The sequence below is a fragment of the Kushneria sp. Sum13 genome, from assembly GCF_052692355.1.
Genome location: NZ_CP199847.1, coordinates 1,382,188 through 1,398,307, shown reverse-complemented (window position 1 = coordinate 1,398,307; position 16,120 = coordinate 1,382,188). Strand labels below are relative to the sequence as shown.

Below are 16,120 nucleotides of genomic sequence, written 5' to 3'. Positions count from 1 at the left end.
CCTGCACCTGATTACTCAAAACCTGTCTCCATACAGCCCTGGGCCATGATGTCGGTCGCCTCCAGCTGCGCCACGCTTCTGGCACACCGTCCCATTTCCAGCAGCCGATGCGCATCCAGCAATTCGGCAAGCGTATCGCTCAATGTCTGCACGCTCATCTGCGTCTGGGGAATCAACTGCGCCGCACCGGCCTTGACCAGATAGTTTGCATTGATGGTCTGGTGATCATCCACGGCGTGTGGAAACGGCACCAGAATCGATGCCCTGCCCGCCGCGGCCAGCTCGGTCACTGTCAGCGCACCGCTGCGACAGACCACCAGATCAGCCCATTCATAGGCCTGTGCCATGTCACCAATAAAATCGGAGACGTTTGCCTCGACACCGGCCGCCTGGTAGGCAGCCACTGTCGCGGCATCCTTGTTTTTCCCGGCCTGATGGCGCACATCGGGTCGGGCCTCGACCGCCATCAGACCCAGCGCTGCGGGAACCCGCTCATTGAGCACCTGCGCCCCCAGCGACCCGCCAACGACCAGCAGTCTGAGCGGACGTCCCGTCAGCATTTCTGCGTCACGAGGGACCGCACCGATATCGGCAATCTCCTGACGTACGGGATTGCCGATCACGACCGGATGGCGCGCCTCGTCAAAGGCGCCCGGAAAAGCGGCATAAACGCGTCGAGCCAGGCGGGCCAGCGCCTTGTTGGTCATCCCCGGCAGCGCATTCTGTTCGTGAATGACCAGCGGCCTTTTCATCAGCCAGGCGGCCAGCCCGCCAGGACCGCTGGCAAAACCGCCCAGCCCGACCACCAGCGAGGCATCCAGTGATCTGATGATCCGGCGCGCCTGAGCGACGGCCTTCCACAGTCGCCAGGGCGCCTTGAGCCAGCCCAGCGTCCCGTTACCGCGCAGCCCGACGATCGATACATGATGCAGCGGGATACCGGCTTCGGGCACCAGCGTGTTTTCAATGCCACGCGGCGTGCCCAGCCAGTGTATCTCGACGCCTCGGGCCTGCAGCGCACGCGCCAGAGAGAGCGCGGGTACGACGTGACCGCCGGTGCCCCCGGCCATGATCAGAGCCCTTTTGGGCCGCGCGATCATGCCGGCACCTCCGCAGCTTCACTGCGAGAACGCTTGCGGGCAGCGCGACGACGGCCCCGTGTTTCACCATCGACCCGCAACAGCACGCCGACCATGGCACCACTGACCATCAGACTCGAGCCACCATAGCTCAAAAGCGGCAGCGTCAGCCCCTTGGTGGGCAAGAGTCCGGCATTGACCGCCACATTGATAAAGGACTGCGACGCAAAAATGATGCCTATTCCGTAGCAGACATAGGCTGCAAAGAGATGGCCACTTTCCTCGGCATTACGGCCGATGCGAAAACAGCGATACACCAGAATGGCAAAGAGTGCGACCGCACCCACGGCGCCCAGCATGCCCAGCTCTTCTGCCAGCACTGAAAACACGAAGTCGGTATGCGCCTCGGGCAGATAAAAGAGTTTCTGCACACTATTGCCAAGCCCCAGCCCGCTCCAGCCACCGCGCCCGAAAGCGATCAGGGCCTGGGTCAGCTGATACCCCGAACCATACTGGTTGGCCCATGGATCAAGAAAGCTGGAGATACGGGCAAGACGATAGGGTTCCGAGATGGCGACAAAGGCGCCAAGTGTCACCACACCGCCAGCCAGCAGTATAAAACGCCAAAGCGATGCCCCTGCCAGCAGCAGGACGCCCATGGTGGCTGCCAGCATCACGACCGCAGCACCATAGTCCGGCTCCAGAATCAGCAGGATGCTCAGTGAAAAGGTCAGCATCAATGGGGCCATGAATCCCCACCAGCTACGCCTTAATCGCGTCAGATGGCGCTCGGTATAGCCCGCGACATAGATAATCAGACAGAACTTGGCGACCTCCGAGGCCTGGAGGTTGATGGGGCCAAGATGAATCCAGCGGCGACTGCCGTTGACCTCTCGTCCCACGATCAATACGGCAGCCAGCAGAATGGCTGCGATAAGCAACAGGGTGGGGCCATTGGCCCGCCACCATACCGACGGGATCCGCATCACCAGAAGCGCAATGCTCATGGAGGCCAGGACAAAAATGCCATGGCGAATACTGTAATACCAGGGGTTGCCGGTCTGGCTGCTGGCGACTTCCGTTGATGCGGACGTCACCATGATCCAGCCGATGACCATCAGCGTAATGGCGGAGAGAACCAGCCAGCCATCGATGGCATGGCGCTCGGTGGAAAAACGTTCTGCCAGAGGTTTCATGAGTGAGGCTGCCACTGTTTAAGCCACGCACAGAAGACGTCTCCGCGCGCTTCGAAGTTATCGAACTGATCAAGACTGGCGCAGGCAGGAGACAACAGTACAGCGTCATCCGGCTGCGCCATGTCCATCGCATGTTGCATGGCCTGCTCGAGCGTGTCCACGATCACAACCGGCAACGTACTTTCCAGGGCGCGAGCCAGCTGGGCCCGATCACGCCCATACACCACGGCAGCCCGGCCGTAACGCCCAAGTGGCTCGGCCAGTGGCGTAAAGTCGGCGCCCTTCCCGACACCGCCGGCCAGCAGAATCAATTGTCCGGTCAGGGTCACACCGATGCCCTCGATGGCCGCCAGTGTGGCGCCCACGTTGGTGCCCTTGGAATCGTTGATCCAGGTCACCCCATGAAGGTCGGCGACCCGCTGCGCCCGATGCGGCAAACCCGCAAAATGCGCCACGGTCTCGATCATGATGTCCTGTGACCAGCCGGCTTCATGGCCGACCGCCAGCGCGGCCAGAACGTTGAGCAGGTTGTGCTGTCCCGGCATCATCACATCGTGCGCGGCCATGACCGGCTGCTTGCCTCTCATCAGCCAGACATCGCTATCATGCCGGCCAAGTCCCCAGTCACTTTCGCGGCCTGGCAGATCGCTACCAAAGGAAAGTGTGCGGCCAGGCCGGGTCGTGTCACACGGGGTGGTGGCGGGATCATCACGATTGACGATACCGGCGCCGGCACCCTTGAAGATCTGCTGTTTGGCATGGGCATAGCCGGCCATGCCGTCATGCCGGTCCAGATGATCACTGCTGAGATTCAGATGGACAGCAATATCGGCGCCCAGCTGCGGCGTCGTTTCCAGCTGAAAGGACGAAAGCTCCAGCACAAAGCATGCCGCCTCCGGCCGCTGCGCCAGAAGGGTCAGCGCCGGCGTGCCCAGATTACCGCCCACCGCCACATCAATACCGCAGGCGCGCGCCATGTCACCGACAAGTGTCGTGACCGTTGACTTGGCGTTGGAGCCGGTAATGGCAATCAGCATTGGCCGCTGCGCCCGCTCGCCCAGCGCCTCTATAAAAAGGGCCGTCTCGCCCACGATCTCGGGGCCCGACCGTGGCAGACCGGGTGTACGGACATCCACGCCGGGGCTCAGGATGATTCTTGCGGCGTTTTGAAGCTCCAGCTCGCTCAGGTCACCACAGTGCACCTCGACACCTGGATAAAGACGCTGAAACTCGGCAAGCCCGGACGGTTGCGCCCGAGTGTCCGCCATGACGAAGGGCTCGCCACGACGGGTCAGATGCTCTGCAATGGCCAACCCCGAGCGGCCCAGTCCGACAACAACGGTTTGGTGAGATCCGATCAACACGTCAGACGCGGCCATGTCAGCGAATTTTCAGGGTGGCCAGGCCCAGCAGGACCAGCACCACGGTAATGATCCAGAAGCGGATGATAACGCGCGGCTCGGGCCACCCCTTCAATTCAAAATGGTGATGCAGCGGCGCCATGCGAAAGACACGTCGCCCGGTCAGCTTGAAGGAGGCCACCTGCACAATCACCGAGACGGTCTCCATGACAAAGACACCGCCCATAATGAACAGCACGATTTCCTGTCGAACGGCCACGGCCACCACGCCCAGAGCCGCCCCGAGCGCCAGTGCACCCACGTCCCCCATGAACACCTGAGCGGGATAGGTATTGAACCAGAGAAAGCCCAGCCCTGCGCCAATGATGGTGCCGCAAAACACGGCCATTTCACCGGCACCGGGCACCGAAGGAATGTGAAGATACTCGGCAAACATGGCATTACCACTGGCGTAGGCAAAAACGCCCAGCCCCATGGCCACCAGCACGGTCGGCATGATGGCCAGCCCATCCAGTCCATCGGTCAGGTTGACCGCGTTGGAGCTGCCCACGATGACCAGATAGGTCAACAGAATGAAAAAGGGCCCCAGCTGAATCACGACACTCTTGAAAAAGGGCACGATCAGGCTGGTTTCTACAGGAGACGCCGCCGTGGCATAGAGGGCCACGGCTACAGCCAGCCCGATCACCGACTGCCACAGATATTTCCATTTGGCCGGCAGCCCACGCGGGTTCTTTTCGACCACCTTGCGATAGTCATCGACCCAGCCGATCGCCCCGAACCCCAGCGTTACCAGCAGCACCAGCCAGACATAGTGATTGCCCAGATCCGCCCACAGCAGGGTGGAGATCGCAATCGACAACAGAATCATGACGCCGCCCATGGTGGGCGTACCGGCCTTGGACAGATGCGACTGCGGACCGTCGTCACGAATGGCCTGGCCGATCTGACCGGCGACCAGACGGCGAATGACCCAGGGGCCGATCATCAATGACAGCAGAAGTGCCGTCAGCGTGGCCAGAATCATTCGCAGGGTCAGATAACCAAAAACGCTGAAGCTGGTTTGAAAGGAAGACAGCAGTTCGGCAAGAAAAAGCAACATTATGAGTAATCACCTGAAGATTCTGATCGAAGTGCGTTGACCAGACGGTCCATCCCTGCACTGAGTGATCCCTTGATCAGCACGCTGGCATTTGCGGGCAGCGCGTGATGCGCAAACTCGATCAGTGATGCCCAGTCATCGAAATGGCGTCCGCGCTCACCAAAGGCCGTTGATATCGCTCTGGCAGGCTCGCCGATCGTGACCATATGATCAATATCGAGATCGCGGGCATACTGACCCAGCGCCTCATGGGCCTGCGCGCTGTAACGCCCCAGTTCGCCCATGGCACCCAGAAAGCACCACCTGGGCCCGGGCCGCTGCGCCAGAGTATCCAGTGAGGCGCGCATGGCGCCGGGGTTGGCGTTGTAGCTGTCATCGATCAGCGTGGTACCGCGAATGCCTTCGATCATCACCATTCGCCGGGCCACGCCCTCGGCCCCGTTCAATCCTGCCAGTATGCACACAGGCTTACAGCCCATGGCATGCGCCACGGCGGCGGCACCCAGCGCATTCATGACGTTATGTCGCCCCATCAGCGGCAGCGCTACTCGCCCCAGCGCATCGCCATCAATGGTGAGCGTAAACTGATAAAACCCTTCATCACTGACCATATCAATGGCCTGAACGCGGGCGGGCACATCAATCCCGAAATCCAGAATGTCATGCTGAGAGGCCAGCGCCGCCCAGACGGTATAAAAGCGATCGTTACGATTAAGGACCGCCACGCCCTCTGCCGACAGTCCTGACAGTATTTCCGCCTTGGCCTGAGCGATGTGGCCGGCGCTGCCAAACTCACCGATATGGGCATCGGTGACATTATTGATCAGCACCACATCCGGGCATGCCAGCGCCGTTGTCCAGGCAATTTCGCCGGTATGGTTGGCACCGGCTTCGATGACTGCCTGCTGACAGCGGTCATCCAGCTGCAAAAGCGTCAGTGGCACCCCGATATCGTTATTGAGATTGCCTCGGGTGGCGTGGGTTGGTGCACTGCGCGACAGGATCGCTTCACACAGGGCACGCACAGTGGTCTTGCCACTGTTGCCCGTAATGGCCGCCAGCCGACCCTGCCACTGAAGACGGTGATGACGCGCCAGAAGGCCGAGTGCCAGCCGCGTGTCGGCAACGACCAGCTGCGCAATGCCGGTCGTGCCCGGCGTATCGACAATGACCGCAATGGCGCCCCGGTCCCGGGCCGTTTCGAGAAAGTCATGTCCATCGAAGCGCTCACCACGAAGCGCCAGAAACACATCCCCCGGCTGCAGGCTGCGGGTGTCGGTCACGATACGACAGGCATCTGCGCGCGCAAAATTGCCCTGCGGGTCGATAACAGCATCGGCAGGCAAACGCAGTGCTTCAATGATTTTGGCTGGTATATCACTCATGCCAGTGGGCCTCCAGTGCCAGAGACGCCACCTCCATATCGCTGAACGGATGGCGTACGCCCTGAATCTCCTGGTAATCCTCATGCCCCTTGCCGGCCAGCAGGATAACGTCCTGCGCGCCCGCACTGGCCACCACATCGGCAATGGCTTGCGCCCGCCCCGCCACTTCGCGAAAGTGCGCCCCTTGCGGCATCTCCGACATGATCATGCGACGGATATCCTCGGGCGACTCACTGCGGGGATTATCGTCTGTCACCACAACTTCATCAGCAAGCAGCGCTGCCACGCCCCCCATCAGGGGACGCTTGCCGCTGTCACGGTCACCGCCACAACCCAGCACACACCAGAGCCTGCCCGGCACATGCTCACGAAGGGCCAGCAGCGCGTTGCGAAGCGCATCCGGCGTGTGGGCATAATCCACCACCACCGCGGGCGCATTGGAACGTGCCAGCAGTTGCATGCGCCCGGGCACGGGAGTCAGTTGCCCGGCCGCCTTCAGTAGCGCCTCCAGCGGGCTGCCAAGGCCATACAGGGTCGCGATGGCCAGCAGCACGTTGTCCAGATTAAAGCGGCCCATCAACGGCAGCTGCATTGTCCGCTCACCTTCCGGCGTCATGACACTTGCCTCAAGACCGAGGCGTTTCGCCTGCCAGCGACGTACCTGAAAATCATGATCGTTCTGACTGCCGACCCTCAGCACTTTCGCCCTTTTGGGCACACCTGCCAGCATCAGCCGGGCCAGAGCGTCGTCAGCGTTGACGACGGCGAGCTCGAGCTCGGGACGCTGAAAGAGACGTGCCTTGGCAGCCGCATAGGCGGCCATGCCGGGGTGATAATCCAGATGATCACGACTCAGATTGGTAAAGACCGCCGCGCGGATATGACAGCCGCTCAGGCGATGCTGATCGAGCGCATGAGAGGATGCTTCAAGAGCCACGCGTTCGGCACCGGCCAGCGCCAGTTCCCGCAGACGCTGCTGCAGGGAAATGGCATCCGGCGTGGTGAGCCCGGCATGATCAAGTGCGCCGGGGCGACCGCTGCCCAGCGTGCCTATAAGTCCTGCAGGCGTTTCGAGCGCTTCACTGAGCGCCGCGATGTAATGCGTTACCGAGCTCTTGCCATTGGTCCCGGTTACGGCGATCTGCTCAAGCGAGGCCGGCACACCCATGACCAGTGACGCCAACTGACCCAGTCGCTCGGGCAGCGCCTCAAGCACGACGATATCCCTGGCCTCTTCTTGCCAGGGCGGTGCCACCAGAGACAGCGCAGCACCTTGCTTGCGCGCCTGATCGATGTATTGACGCCCATCAACGCGCGTTCCCGGCAGGGCCACAAAGACATCACCGGGTTGAACATGACGTGAGTCCAGCACCAGTCGGGCATCGTCTGACAAGGGCAACATGCCGATGTCGGGCCAGAGCGCGGCAATGGCATTGGCCAGCGTGCTGGTCGGCAAATCAGGCACCAGGCGCCTCCTTGCTCTGATCGTCGGGAGGAACATCCAGAAGGCGCAGCGCGTTGCCGGCCACCCGGGCGAAGATGGGCGCGGCCACCAGGCCACCGTAATACTCCTTGCCCTTCGGGTTATCGATTGAAATCACGGTCACGATTCGAGGATTGCTCGCCGGGGCAATGCCGACAAAGTTGGAGCGATAGGCCTCTTTCTGGTAACCGGTATTACCGATCTTTCTGACGGTGCCGGTCTTGCCGGCCACACGATAGCCTTCCAGTGCCGCGCGCGTGCCACCACCGCCCGGCTCTACAACGGTTTCCATCATGCGGATCAGATCATGGGACGTTTTGGACGACATCACCCGATGACCTTCCGGCGGCTTGTTCAACTTGAGCAGTGATGGCGGCACCTGCTTGCCATCGTTGGTAATCGCCGTATAGGCACTGGCCAGCTGGACCGCATTGACCGACAGTCCATACCCATAAGAGAGCGTGGCCCGCTTGGCCTTTGACCAGCTAAACGGTGAGGGCAGGCTGCCGGTGGCTTCGCCGGGAAAGCCAAGGCCTGTGGGATGGCCCAGTTTCATGCTGTCATAAACGTTCCAGATCGCATCATCGGGAAGCGCCAGCGCCATGTGGGTCATGCCGATATTGGAGGAGTGGGTAATGACCCCGGTCATGTCCAGCTTGCCGAAATTGCGGGTGTCCTTGATGGTGTAACCGTCCACCATCATCCAGCCGGGGCTGGTATCCATCGGCGTGTCCGGCGTGAACTTGCCCGATTCAAGCCCTGCGCTCATGGCCAGCGGCTTCATGACCGAGCCGGGTTCAAAGGCATCGGTCAGCGAACGATTGCGCAGCCCCGCCGGGTCTACACTGGTGCGGTTATTGGGGTTATAGGAAGGCAGACTGACCATGGCCAGCACTTCCCCGGTATGGGCATCCATCATCACAAGGGTGCCGCTATCGGCATTGTGCTCGTTGACAGCCGCCTTGAGCTCGCGATAGGCCAGATACTGCAAGCGAAGATTGACCGACAGTGTCACGTCACCACCGGGATGCGCTTCCCGAATCATGTGCAGATCACGCACCAGCTGTCCCTTGCGATCCTGCAACACCCGTCGCTGCCCCGGCAGCCCTGACAGATAGCGGTCAAAGGCCAGCTCGAGCCCTTCCTGACCGTGATCATCAATGTTGGTCATGCCGACCAATTGCGAAGTGACTTCGCCGGCCGGATAGTAGCGCTTGTACTCGTGACGGCCGTGCACGCCGGGGATATCGAGCGCCAGCACACGGCTGGCAGGCTCGGGCGTGACGCGACGCTTGAGGTACATGAATTCCTTGCCGCGGTAATTTTTCACGCGCGCCATGAAATCAGAGGGAGACTCATCCAGTGCCTTGGCCAGACGGGTCAGCTGGACCGGATCCTCGGGAAGATCGCCGGGATTCGCCCAGAGGGTGACAACCGGCGTGGACACGGCCAGCGGTTCGCCATCACGATCGGTGATCATGCCGCGGTGGGCATCGATGTTCTGCACACGAATGGTTCTGGAGTCGCCCTGTCCCTGAAGGAACTGATGGTCAAACACCTGCAGATAGACGATGCGCCCTACCAGTACCGCCATGGCCATGAAAATGATGGCGAGTACGAACCGATAGCGCCAGATCGGCATGGCGGCCACATGGCTTGCCGCCGTATCGCCCCCATACATGCGTGCATTACGCCCGACACGGCGATTTTGTTCACTCATGGCCGCATGACTCTGGTGTGGTGGACATCCGGCACGTGCATCTCAAGACGATCACGGGCCAGATTTTCGATACGAGAAGGGGTAGACCAGGTGCTTTCTTCCAGCAGCAGGCGGCTCCAGACCGTTTGAAGCTGGTCGTGCCGCTGCTCCATGGTTTGAAGGCGGGCATACTGGGAGCGCGTATGGTAGGCCGTGCTGATGACGCCCAGCGCTGAAAGAATGACCAGCAGCAACAGCAACAGAATCACGCCATGAATGAAGGTCAGGCGAAGACGAAAGGGCCATTGCCATTGTCCGCGCGACGTCGAGCCCGGGGTGCGTTCCGCCATGATGACTAGCCCTCCTGCCCCAGCTTGCGGGCCACGCGCATGACCGCACTGCGAGCACGGACGTTGAGTCCGGTTTCCTGCTCATCCGGGCGAATGGCCTTGCCCACGGGCGCCATGTCCCGCTGAATCTGGTCCTCGCGCAGCGGCATATGGCGCGGCAGATGCTGATCGCCACGAGACTTGTCACGAATAAAGCGTTTGACCAGACGGTCTTCCAGCGAATGAAAGCTGATTACCACCAGACGTCCGCCCGGCGCCAGCGCCTCAAGCGCGGCATCCAGGGCGCGCTCAAGCTGGCCCAGCTCATCATTGAGATGAATACGAATGGCCTGAAAGGCACGAGTGGCAGGATGACGTCCCTTTTCCCATGCCGGATGCGCCGTCTTTAAAAGCTCGGCAAGCTCCACGGTACGGGTAATGGGCGCTTCCTTGCGCTGCGTGACCACAGCGCGCGCCAGGCGTTTGGCAAAACGCTCCTCACCCAGACGCTTGAAAACGTCGGCCATCTCGCGCTCGGGCGTTTCGGCAATCCACTGGGCGGCGCTGATGCCGGCATCGGGATCCATGCGCATATCGAGCGGGCCGTCGCGCATGAAGCTAAAGCCTCGACTGGCATCATCAAGCTGGGGAGAAGAAACGCCCACATCCAGCAGGATGCCGGAAAGCCTGCCATGTACGCCCTGCTGGCGTGCCACGTCGCCCAGATCCGCGAAGGTGGCGCGTGCGATGCAAAATCGCGAATCCTCGATATTGGCGGCTGCGGCCAGCGCCTCGGGGTCCCGGTCGATGGCGACAAGGCGGCCCTGATCATCCAGACGATCAAGGATGGCGCGGGAATGCCCGCCACGCCCGAAAGTGCCGTCCAGATAGAGGCCGTCCGGCCGCTGAACGAGGGCATCGACGGCACCCTCAAGCAGGACGCTTTCATGCTTGTGGTCTTGCCGGATACCTGGGGTCTGGTTCATGAGGACTCAAGGGATGTTTCAAGAAGAAAACAGGTGGGAGTCGGCCTGTAAGCCGGGTTCTGTCGAGAACAGTCATTCCTCTAGGGCGTTCGTCACCGAACGCCTCAAGCAACCTACCCGAACCCGACGCGGGCCACGCCAATGGGTTCCTATTCGGTCTTGCTCCGGATGGGGTTTACCATGCCACGACCTGTTGCCAGGCGTGCGGTGCGCTCTTACCGCACCCTTTCACCCTTGCCGTCGGTACCGAGAGTATCGGCACCGCTTGGGCGGTCTACTCTCTGCTGCACTTTCCGTCGGCTCGCGCCGCCCAGGCGTTACCTGGCATCCTGCCCTATGGAGCCCGGACTTTCCTCCCCCTGACCCGAAGGTCTGGCGGCGACTGTCCGGCCGACTCCCAAGCGCGCAAGAATATCAGTGCCGGCCCCCGGGTCCAAGCGCGTTAACCATTTTTATCCTTGTGCACAGCCATTGGTGACGCCCTGGCAACAATTATTTACGCAACTCGCCTGTCAAGAACATCCATTCAAGAGGGTCTATCGTCCTTGAGCTGCTGCGCACGCTGATACCAGTCACTCTTGCGCCCGCCCAAAATGCGGGTTGCCACACTTGCCGACTGCTTGACCCCTACGCCCTCGTCCAGAAGCGACGACAACAGCTGATCTCCATCGACCTGACCGACGTCGGCGTGCGCCTTCTCCGGTGCCGGCGCCATCATGACCACGAATTCACCGCGCATCTGGTCGGCATCTTCTGCCATGCGCTCAAGGAGACTGCGCGCCGTGCCCTGTAAAAAGGTTTCAAAGGTCTTGGTCAGCTCGCGTGCGACCACCAGATGGCGCTCGCCAAACACGGTCTCGACATCTTCCAGCAGCTGGCGAATCCGGTGCGGCGATTCATACAGCACCAGCGTCACTGGCAGTTCCACGACATCACTCAACCGCTGGCGCCGCCCGGCGCTTTTGGCCGGCAAAAAACCCTCGAACAGAAATCGTTCTGTCGGCAACCCTGCAGCACTCAGCGCCGTAATCAGCGCACTCGGCCCGGGAATGGGAATGACGGTGTAGTCGGCTTCTCGCAGCGCCTGCACCAGACGATAGCCGGGGTCTGAAATCAGCGGCGTGCCGGCATCACTGATCAGGGCAACCCGCTGCCCGTCATCGAGGGCCTGCCTGATACGCTCAATGCGCGAGGTTTCGTTGTGTTCGTGAAGGGACATTAAAGGCACCCTCACCCCGATATGATCGAGCAGGCGCACGCTGTGACGGGTATCTTCAGCCGCAATCAGATCGGCCTGTGCCAGGGTATCCATGGCACGTCTGGAGAGGTCATCAAGGTTACCAATCGGCGTGGCAACCACGTACAATGCGCCCTTGTTAAAACTATTCATGTCATCACACTACGCTGGTTCGGACGCGTTATTGCTTTCGGATTTGCCTGTGTCATGACCAAAAACGGTACAGGCTCGACTGGAGCTGCATGGTACGCCGTGCAGTTCGCTGACGCCACGCTGTGGCGCCATCATGGAGACCGGCAAGAAAAGGAAATGTCCAGGCATGCGAACATCATTTACCAGACTGGCCGGCGCGGCCATGGTGGCACTGACACTGGCAGGCTGTGCCGGCACATCAGGCATTGTCGATCGCTTTGGCGGTCTGTCCTCTGACGATCTTCTGAGCCAGGCCCAGCAGCAACAGGGCAGCGAAGCCGCTGCCACACGCCTTCAGGCCGCCGAGCTGCTACAGCGCCAGGGCGACAATGCTCGCGCACTGGAAGTGGCCAATGCGCTTGACCGCTCCGTACTGCCCAACGACCAGCAGATTCGCTGGGCCCTGCTGACATCGCGCGCCGCGCTGGAACTGCAGGACCCACAGACGGCGCTGGAGGCCACAGGTATCGTGGATAGCGCCATGGCGCTGCCGGACAATGAACGCAATATACTGCTTGAGCGCCGCGGCCTGGCCCAGGCCATGAACAATCAGCCGTTTGACGCAGCACAGACGCTGATCGCCCTGCAACAGCGCACGGACGATACCCAGCTCAATGACACCATCTGGCGCCAGCTCAATCGCCTGGATCCGGGCCAGCTCGATCAACTGGCAGGCCAGGGCAGCGTTGCGGCCGGCTGGGTTGAACTTGCACAACTGCAGCGTCGACAGGGTGCCAACATCGGCGCCCTGACCGACGCCATCAGCCAGTGGCAGTCCAATAACGCTCGTCACCCCGCCTCGCGCCGCCTGCCTACTGATCTGGGCGCACTGGACGAGATCCGCGATCAGGAAATTCGCAAGATTGCGGTGTTTTTACCTCAGAGCGGCCCGCTGGAATCCATTGCTACCGCGATTCGTGAAGGCATCGAAACCCGCGCCGACGACGTTCGAAGTCAGGGCGGCCAGATTCCCGAGCTGGTGTTTTACGACACCACCGGCCAGGACATCGAAAGCCTTTATGCACGCGCCACCATGGAAGGCGCACAGGCCGTGATCGGCCCGCTGAGCAAGGAGCAGGTGTCACAGCTGGAAACCCGTGACGGGGTTGCACTGCCGACGCTGGCGCTCAATTACGGTACGCATGACCACAACACCGCCCGCAATCTGTTCCAGTACGGTCTCTCGGCCGAGGATGAAGCACGCCAGGCCGCCCAGCGTGGCCAGCTCGACGGTCACCACAAGGCCGGCGTCATGGTCCCTGACAATGAATGGGGCAGCCGCGTGCTGGGCGCCTTTCAGAAGGAATGGCAGCAGGAAGGTGGTGATCTGGTCAGCGTCCAGAATTACGACCCCTCCGCTTCTGCGACGTCCGCGGTCAAATCCGTCCTTAACGGCGGTCGCGGCCGGCCCGATATGCTTTTCCTGCTGGCCCTGCCCGGCTATGCTCGTCAGGTCCCCCCGACGCTGGATTATTACAACGCCGCGAACCTGCCCATCTATGCGACCTCGCACGCCTATGAAGGGGCACCCCAGCCCAGGCTGGATCACGATCTTGATGATGTGATGTTTGTGGACATTCCCTGGCTGATCCCCGAAGCCGCCGCGGGCGGCAGCGACGCCCTGCCCTTTGAATCGACCCGTGAGCGCTTGATCAAGGACGACCAGCCGGCGCTGATCAAGCTTCACGCCATGGGCGTGGATGCCTTTGAGTTGGCACGCCGACTGCCGGTCATGAGCGCCATTGGCGGTTTTGAACTCTACGGCGCTACCGGCAGGCTCGCCCCGGGACAGGATGGTCGGATCGTGCGCACCCTGCCCTGGGCGATGTTTCGCAACGGTCAGCCGTCGCTGCCCTGATTCATCGTGGCATTTCGACCCTTCAGCAGTCGCCAGCGCGGTCACGACATCGAGTCGTTGACCGCGCAGTGGCTTGAGCAGCAGGGCCTGATCATGATTGCCCGCAATCAGCAGATCCGCGGCGGCGAAACCGATCTCATCATGCGCGATGGCGATTATCTGGTCTTTATTGAAGTCCGCTATCGCGCCAGTGCCTCTCATGGCTCTCCGCTTGAAACCATTACACCTGCCAAGCAGCGCAGGCTGATCCGGGCGGCGCGTTTTTATCTGCTCGACAAGCGGTTATCATGCCCCTGCCGCTTTGATGCGGTAGGCGTTACGGGAGAACCTCCCGCGCGCCTGCACTTTGAATGGATCAAAAGTGCCTTTGACGCTTTCTGATGTCTGCCGTGCAGTCGCAGGAAGACAACGCCATCGACAATTTGAAGAGTGCCATGGACTTTCAATCACGCATCATCGATCACTTCAACGCCAGCATCGACGTCAAGACCTGGTCGAGCGAGGTCCTGCCACCCTTCATCGAAGCTGCCAGTCAGACCATGGTCCAGAGCCTGATCAACGACGGCAAGATCCTGACGTGTGGCAATGGAGGCAGCGCAGGCGACGCCCAGCACTTCTCTTCTGAACTGCTCAATCGTTTTGAACGCGAACGTCCGAGTCTGCCAGCGCTGGCATTGACCACGGACTCTTCGACCATCACCTCGATTGCCAACGATTACAGCTACAACGACGTCTTCTCCAAACAGATTCGAGCGCTGGGTCAACCCGGCGATGTTCTGCTGGCCATTTCAACCAGCGGTAACTCCGCCAACATCATCCAGGCCATTCAGGCTGCCCATGACCGTGACATGATCGTCGTGGCCCTGACCGGCCGTGACGGTGGCAACATGGCGTCTCTGCTGGGCCAGGAAGACTGCGAGATTCGGGTACCTGCAACCGTCACTGCCCGCATTCAGGAAGTGCACCTGCTGGTCATTCACTGTCTGTGCGATTTAATCGACCACCAACTCTTTGGCAGCAATGAATAAGCGCTCACTCCCCCGGTTCACAGGTGCCCTCATGCTGGGCGTCACGCTTGCCGTTAGCGGCTGCAGCACCCTTACCGGTGGCAGCGGCTACGGCACCCGCACCAGCTATGCGATCGATCAGGACACCCGTATTGCCCGTACGCTATGGGACGCTATCCGTGCCAACGATAGCCTTGATGACACCCACATCAATGTCGACGTGTATAACGGCTTTGTACTGCTGACAGGTCAGGTGGGCAGTGATGCCCTGAAGGGGCAGGCAGGCGAGCTCGCCACGCGCCCCGAAGGGGTTCGCCATGTTCGTAATGAGCTGAGCATTGGCCCCAACAGTTCGACGCAGCAGCGCCTGCAGGATACCTGGATTACCTCGCGCGTGAAGGCCCGCATTACTGCCAGCAATCGCATCGACAGCGACCGAATCAGGGTCCTGACTGAAAATGGCACGGTGTATCTGATGGGAATGGTGCGCGCCGGCGAGGCCGACTACCTTGTGCAGCTTGCGTCCCAGACCGGCGGTGTAGAGCGCATCGTCAAGGCCTTCGAGTATCTGGGCGTCTAGAGTCTCCGGCACCCTGCCGGCCAATGAAACAAGAAATGACAACGCAAAAAAACGGGCCCGCCATCATGGCGGGTCCGTTGGTATAGCGACGCAGTATCAGATAATTACTTGATAACCTTCAAAGACGGACGTCCCTTGCGAGGACGGGAATCATCGTCGTTATCATCATTACCCTCACCACTTTCTTCATCCGTTCTCGCCACTGCCCCCAGATGCGAGTCTCGCTCGTCGAGCTCGTCACTGCCCGCCTCGGCAGCACCCGAGGCGTCATCCGGCATGACAGGTTCCTGACCAAAGACCATGCCCACGCCGTTTTCGCGTGCATAGATGGCGATGATGGCATCGATGGGCAATTCAACCGTCATCGGCTGCCCGCTAAAACGAGCGTTGAAGGCCACCATGTCATTTTCCATGAAAAGCTCTCGAACAGCCCCGGGGCCGATATTGAGCACAATCTGGCCGTTTTGAACAAACTGCTCTGGTACTACCACACCCGTGCGCTCGGCATCGACAACGACATAGGGTGTACAGTCGTTGTCCAGCAGCCACTGATACAACGCACGAATCAGATAGGGACGGCTGGAATGCATGTTTTCACCTCACTGAAGAATGCATCAAATGAAAGA

At 60.8% G+C, this 16,120-nt stretch carries 15 protein-coding genes and 1 other RNA gene; 4 read left to right on the top strand and 12 right to left on the bottom strand.

What is annotated here, in order from left to right; all coding sequences use genetic code 11:
• Positions 1-11 precede the first annotated feature (11 nt).
• The 11 genes from murG to rsmI all read right to left on the bottom strand — a co-directional run bounded on the left by murG (position 12) and on the right by rsmI (position 12,010).
• Positions 12-1,100: an undecaprenyldiphospho-muramoylpentapeptide beta-N-acetylglucosaminyltransferase gene (murG, locus tag ACUN8C_RS06580; protein ID WP_445621446.1), complete on the bottom strand. Its 1,089-nt coding sequence runs from the start codon at positions 1,098-1,100 to the stop codon at positions 12-14.
• Positions 1,097-2,275 carry a putative lipid II flippase FtsW gene (ftsW, locus tag ACUN8C_RS06575; RefSeq protein ID WP_108843825.1) on the bottom strand — a complete coding sequence of 393 codons (1,179 nt, stop codon included), beginning with the start codon at positions 2,273-2,275 and terminating at the stop codon, positions 1,097-1,099. The genes murG and ftsW overlap by 4 nt, the downstream gene beginning before the upstream one ends.
• Complete coding sequence (gene murD / locus ACUN8C_RS06570) at positions 2,272-3,654, bottom strand: UDP-N-acetylmuramoyl-L-alanine--D-glutamate ligase (RefSeq protein ID WP_445621445.1); 1,383 nt, start codon at positions 3,652-3,654, stop codon at positions 2,272-2,274. Before murD ends, ftsW begins: the two co-directional genes overlap by 4 nt.
• Before the next feature lies 1 nt (position 3,655).
• Positions 3,656-4,738, bottom strand: a complete 1,083-nt coding sequence (gene mraY / locus ACUN8C_RS06565) for a phospho-N-acetylmuramoyl-pentapeptide-transferase (protein WP_108843827.1) — start codon at positions 4,736-4,738, stop codon at positions 3,656-3,658.
• The gene (locus ACUN8C_RS06560; RefSeq protein ID WP_445621444.1) at positions 4,738-6,123 is read right to left on the bottom strand and encodes a UDP-N-acetylmuramoyl-tripeptide--D-alanyl-D-alanine ligase; all 1,386 of its coding nucleotides are present in this window, start codon (positions 6,121-6,123) and stop codon (positions 4,738-4,740) included. Before ACUN8C_RS06560 ends, mraY begins: the two co-directional genes overlap by 1 nt.
• The gene (locus ACUN8C_RS06555) at positions 6,116-7,525 is read right to left on the bottom strand and encodes a UDP-N-acetylmuramoyl-L-alanyl-D-glutamate--2,6-diaminopimelate ligase (protein WP_445621837.1); all 1,410 of its coding nucleotides are present in this window, start codon (positions 7,523-7,525) and stop codon (positions 6,116-6,118) included. Before ACUN8C_RS06555 ends, ACUN8C_RS06560 begins: the two co-directional genes overlap by 8 nt.
• Before the next feature lie 55 nt (positions 7,526-7,580).
• A complete protein-coding gene (locus ACUN8C_RS06550; protein ID WP_445621443.1) occupies positions 7,581-9,326 on the bottom strand; it encodes a peptidoglycan D,D-transpeptidase FtsI family protein in 1,746 nt (581 codons plus the stop codon).
• Positions 9,323-9,655: a cell division protein FtsL gene (gene ftsL, locus ACUN8C_RS06545; RefSeq protein ID WP_445621442.1), complete on the bottom strand. Its 333-nt coding sequence runs from the start codon at positions 9,653-9,655 to the stop codon at positions 9,323-9,325. The genes ACUN8C_RS06550 and ftsL overlap by 4 nt, the downstream gene beginning before the upstream one ends.
• Before the next feature lie 5 nt (positions 9,656-9,660).
• Positions 9,661-10,620, bottom strand: coding sequence for a 16S rRNA (cytosine(1402)-N(4))-methyltransferase RsmH (gene rsmH, locus ACUN8C_RS06540; RefSeq protein ID WP_445621441.1), 960 nt, complete (start codon positions 10,618-10,620; stop codon positions 9,661-9,663).
• A gap of 32 nt (positions 10,621-10,652) precedes the next feature.
• Positions 10,653-11,018: RNase P RNA component class A (gene rnpB, locus ACUN8C_RS06535), an RNA gene on the bottom strand.
• Between the two features lie 128 nt (positions 11,019-11,146).
• Positions 11,147-12,010 (bottom strand): 16S rRNA (cytidine(1402)-2'-O)-methyltransferase, encoded by an 864-nt coding sequence (rsmI, locus tag ACUN8C_RS06530; protein ID WP_445621440.1) that lies wholly within the window; start codon positions 12,008-12,010, stop codon positions 11,147-11,149.
• A 166-nt stretch (positions 12,011-12,176) separates the two neighbouring features.
• Here rsmI and ACUN8C_RS06525 point away from each other — a divergent pair, with 166 nt between their 5' ends.
• Genes ACUN8C_RS06525 through ACUN8C_RS06510 form a run of 4 tightly spaced genes read left to right on the top strand, consistent with a single transcriptional unit; the run spans position 12,177 to position 15,494 of the window.
• Positions 12,177-13,907 carry a penicillin-binding protein activator gene (locus ACUN8C_RS06525; RefSeq protein WP_445621439.1) on the top strand — a complete coding sequence of 577 codons (1,731 nt, stop codon included), beginning with the start codon at positions 12,177-12,179 and terminating at the stop codon, positions 13,905-13,907.
• 6 nt (positions 13,908-13,913) lie between these two features.
• Positions 13,914-14,288 (top strand): YraN family protein, encoded by a 375-nt coding sequence (locus tag ACUN8C_RS06520; protein ID WP_445621438.1) that lies wholly within the window; start codon positions 13,914-13,916, stop codon positions 14,286-14,288.
• Between the two features lie 53 nt (positions 14,289-14,341).
• Positions 14,342-14,935 (top strand): phosphoheptose isomerase, encoded by a 594-nt coding sequence (locus ACUN8C_RS06515; RefSeq protein ID WP_445621836.1) that lies wholly within the window; start codon positions 14,342-14,344, stop codon positions 14,933-14,935.
• Positions 14,936-14,966: 31 nt separating this feature from the next.
• Complete coding sequence (locus tag ACUN8C_RS06510; protein ID WP_445621437.1) at positions 14,967-15,494, top strand: BON domain-containing protein; 528 nt, start codon at positions 14,967-14,969, stop codon at positions 15,492-15,494.
• A gap of 104 nt (positions 15,495-15,598) precedes the next feature.
• Here the strand turns inward: ACUN8C_RS06510 and ACUN8C_RS06505 are convergent, their stop codons facing one another.
• Entirely contained in the window at positions 15,599-16,084 is a 486-nt protein-coding gene (locus tag ACUN8C_RS06505; RefSeq protein WP_445621436.1) for a ClpXP protease specificity-enhancing factor, read from the bottom strand.
• Positions 16,085-16,120 lie beyond the last annotated feature (36 nt).

Coding starts and splice junctions, on each gene's coding strand:
- murG (WP_445621446.1), bottom strand. CDS start 1,100: ATGATCGCGCGGCCCAAAAGGGCTCTGATCATGGCCGGGGGCACCGGC.
- ftsW (WP_108843825.1), bottom strand. CDS start 2,275: ATGAAACCTCTGGCAGAACGTTTTTCCACCGAGCGCCATGCCATCGAT.
- murD (WP_445621445.1), bottom strand. CDS start 3,654: ATGGCCGCGTCTGACGTGTTGATCGGATCTCACCAAACCGTTGTTGTC.
- mraY (WP_108843827.1), bottom strand. CDS start 4,738: ATGTTGCTTTTTCTTGCCGAACTGCTGTCTTCCTTTCAAACCAGCTTC.
- ACUN8C_RS06560 (WP_445621444.1), bottom strand. CDS start 6,123: ATGAGTGATATACCAGCCAAAATCATTGAAGCACTGCGTTTGCCTGCC.
- ACUN8C_RS06555 (WP_445621837.1), bottom strand. CDS start 7,525: ATGTTGCCCTTGTCAGACGATGCCCGACTGGTGCTGGACTCACGTCAT.
- ACUN8C_RS06550 (WP_445621443.1), bottom strand. CDS start 9,326: ATGAGTGAACAAAATCGCCGTGTCGGGCGTAATGCACGCATGTATGGG.
- ftsL (WP_445621442.1), bottom strand. CDS start 9,655: ATGGCGGAACGCACCCCGGGCTCGACGTCGCGCGGACAATGGCAATGG.
- rsmH (WP_445621441.1), bottom strand. CDS start 10,620: ATGAACCAGACCCCAGGTATCCGGCAAGACCACAAGCATGAAAGCGTC.
- rsmI (WP_445621440.1), bottom strand. CDS start 12,010: ATGAATAGTTTTAACAAGGGCGCATTGTACGTGGTTGCCACGCCGATT.
- ACUN8C_RS06525 (WP_445621439.1), top strand. CDS start 12,177: ATGCGAACATCATTTACCAGACTGGCCGGCGCGGCCATGGTGGCACTG.
- ACUN8C_RS06515 (WP_445621836.1), top strand. CDS start 14,342: ATGGACTTTCAATCACGCATCATCGATCACTTCAACGCCAGCATCGAC.
- ACUN8C_RS06510 (WP_445621437.1), top strand. CDS start 14,967: ATGCTGGGCGTCACGCTTGCCGTTAGCGGCTGCAGCACCCTTACCGGT.
- ACUN8C_RS06505 (WP_445621436.1), bottom strand. CDS start 16,084: ATGCATTCCAGCCGTCCCTATCTGATTCGTGCGTTGTATCAGTGGCTG.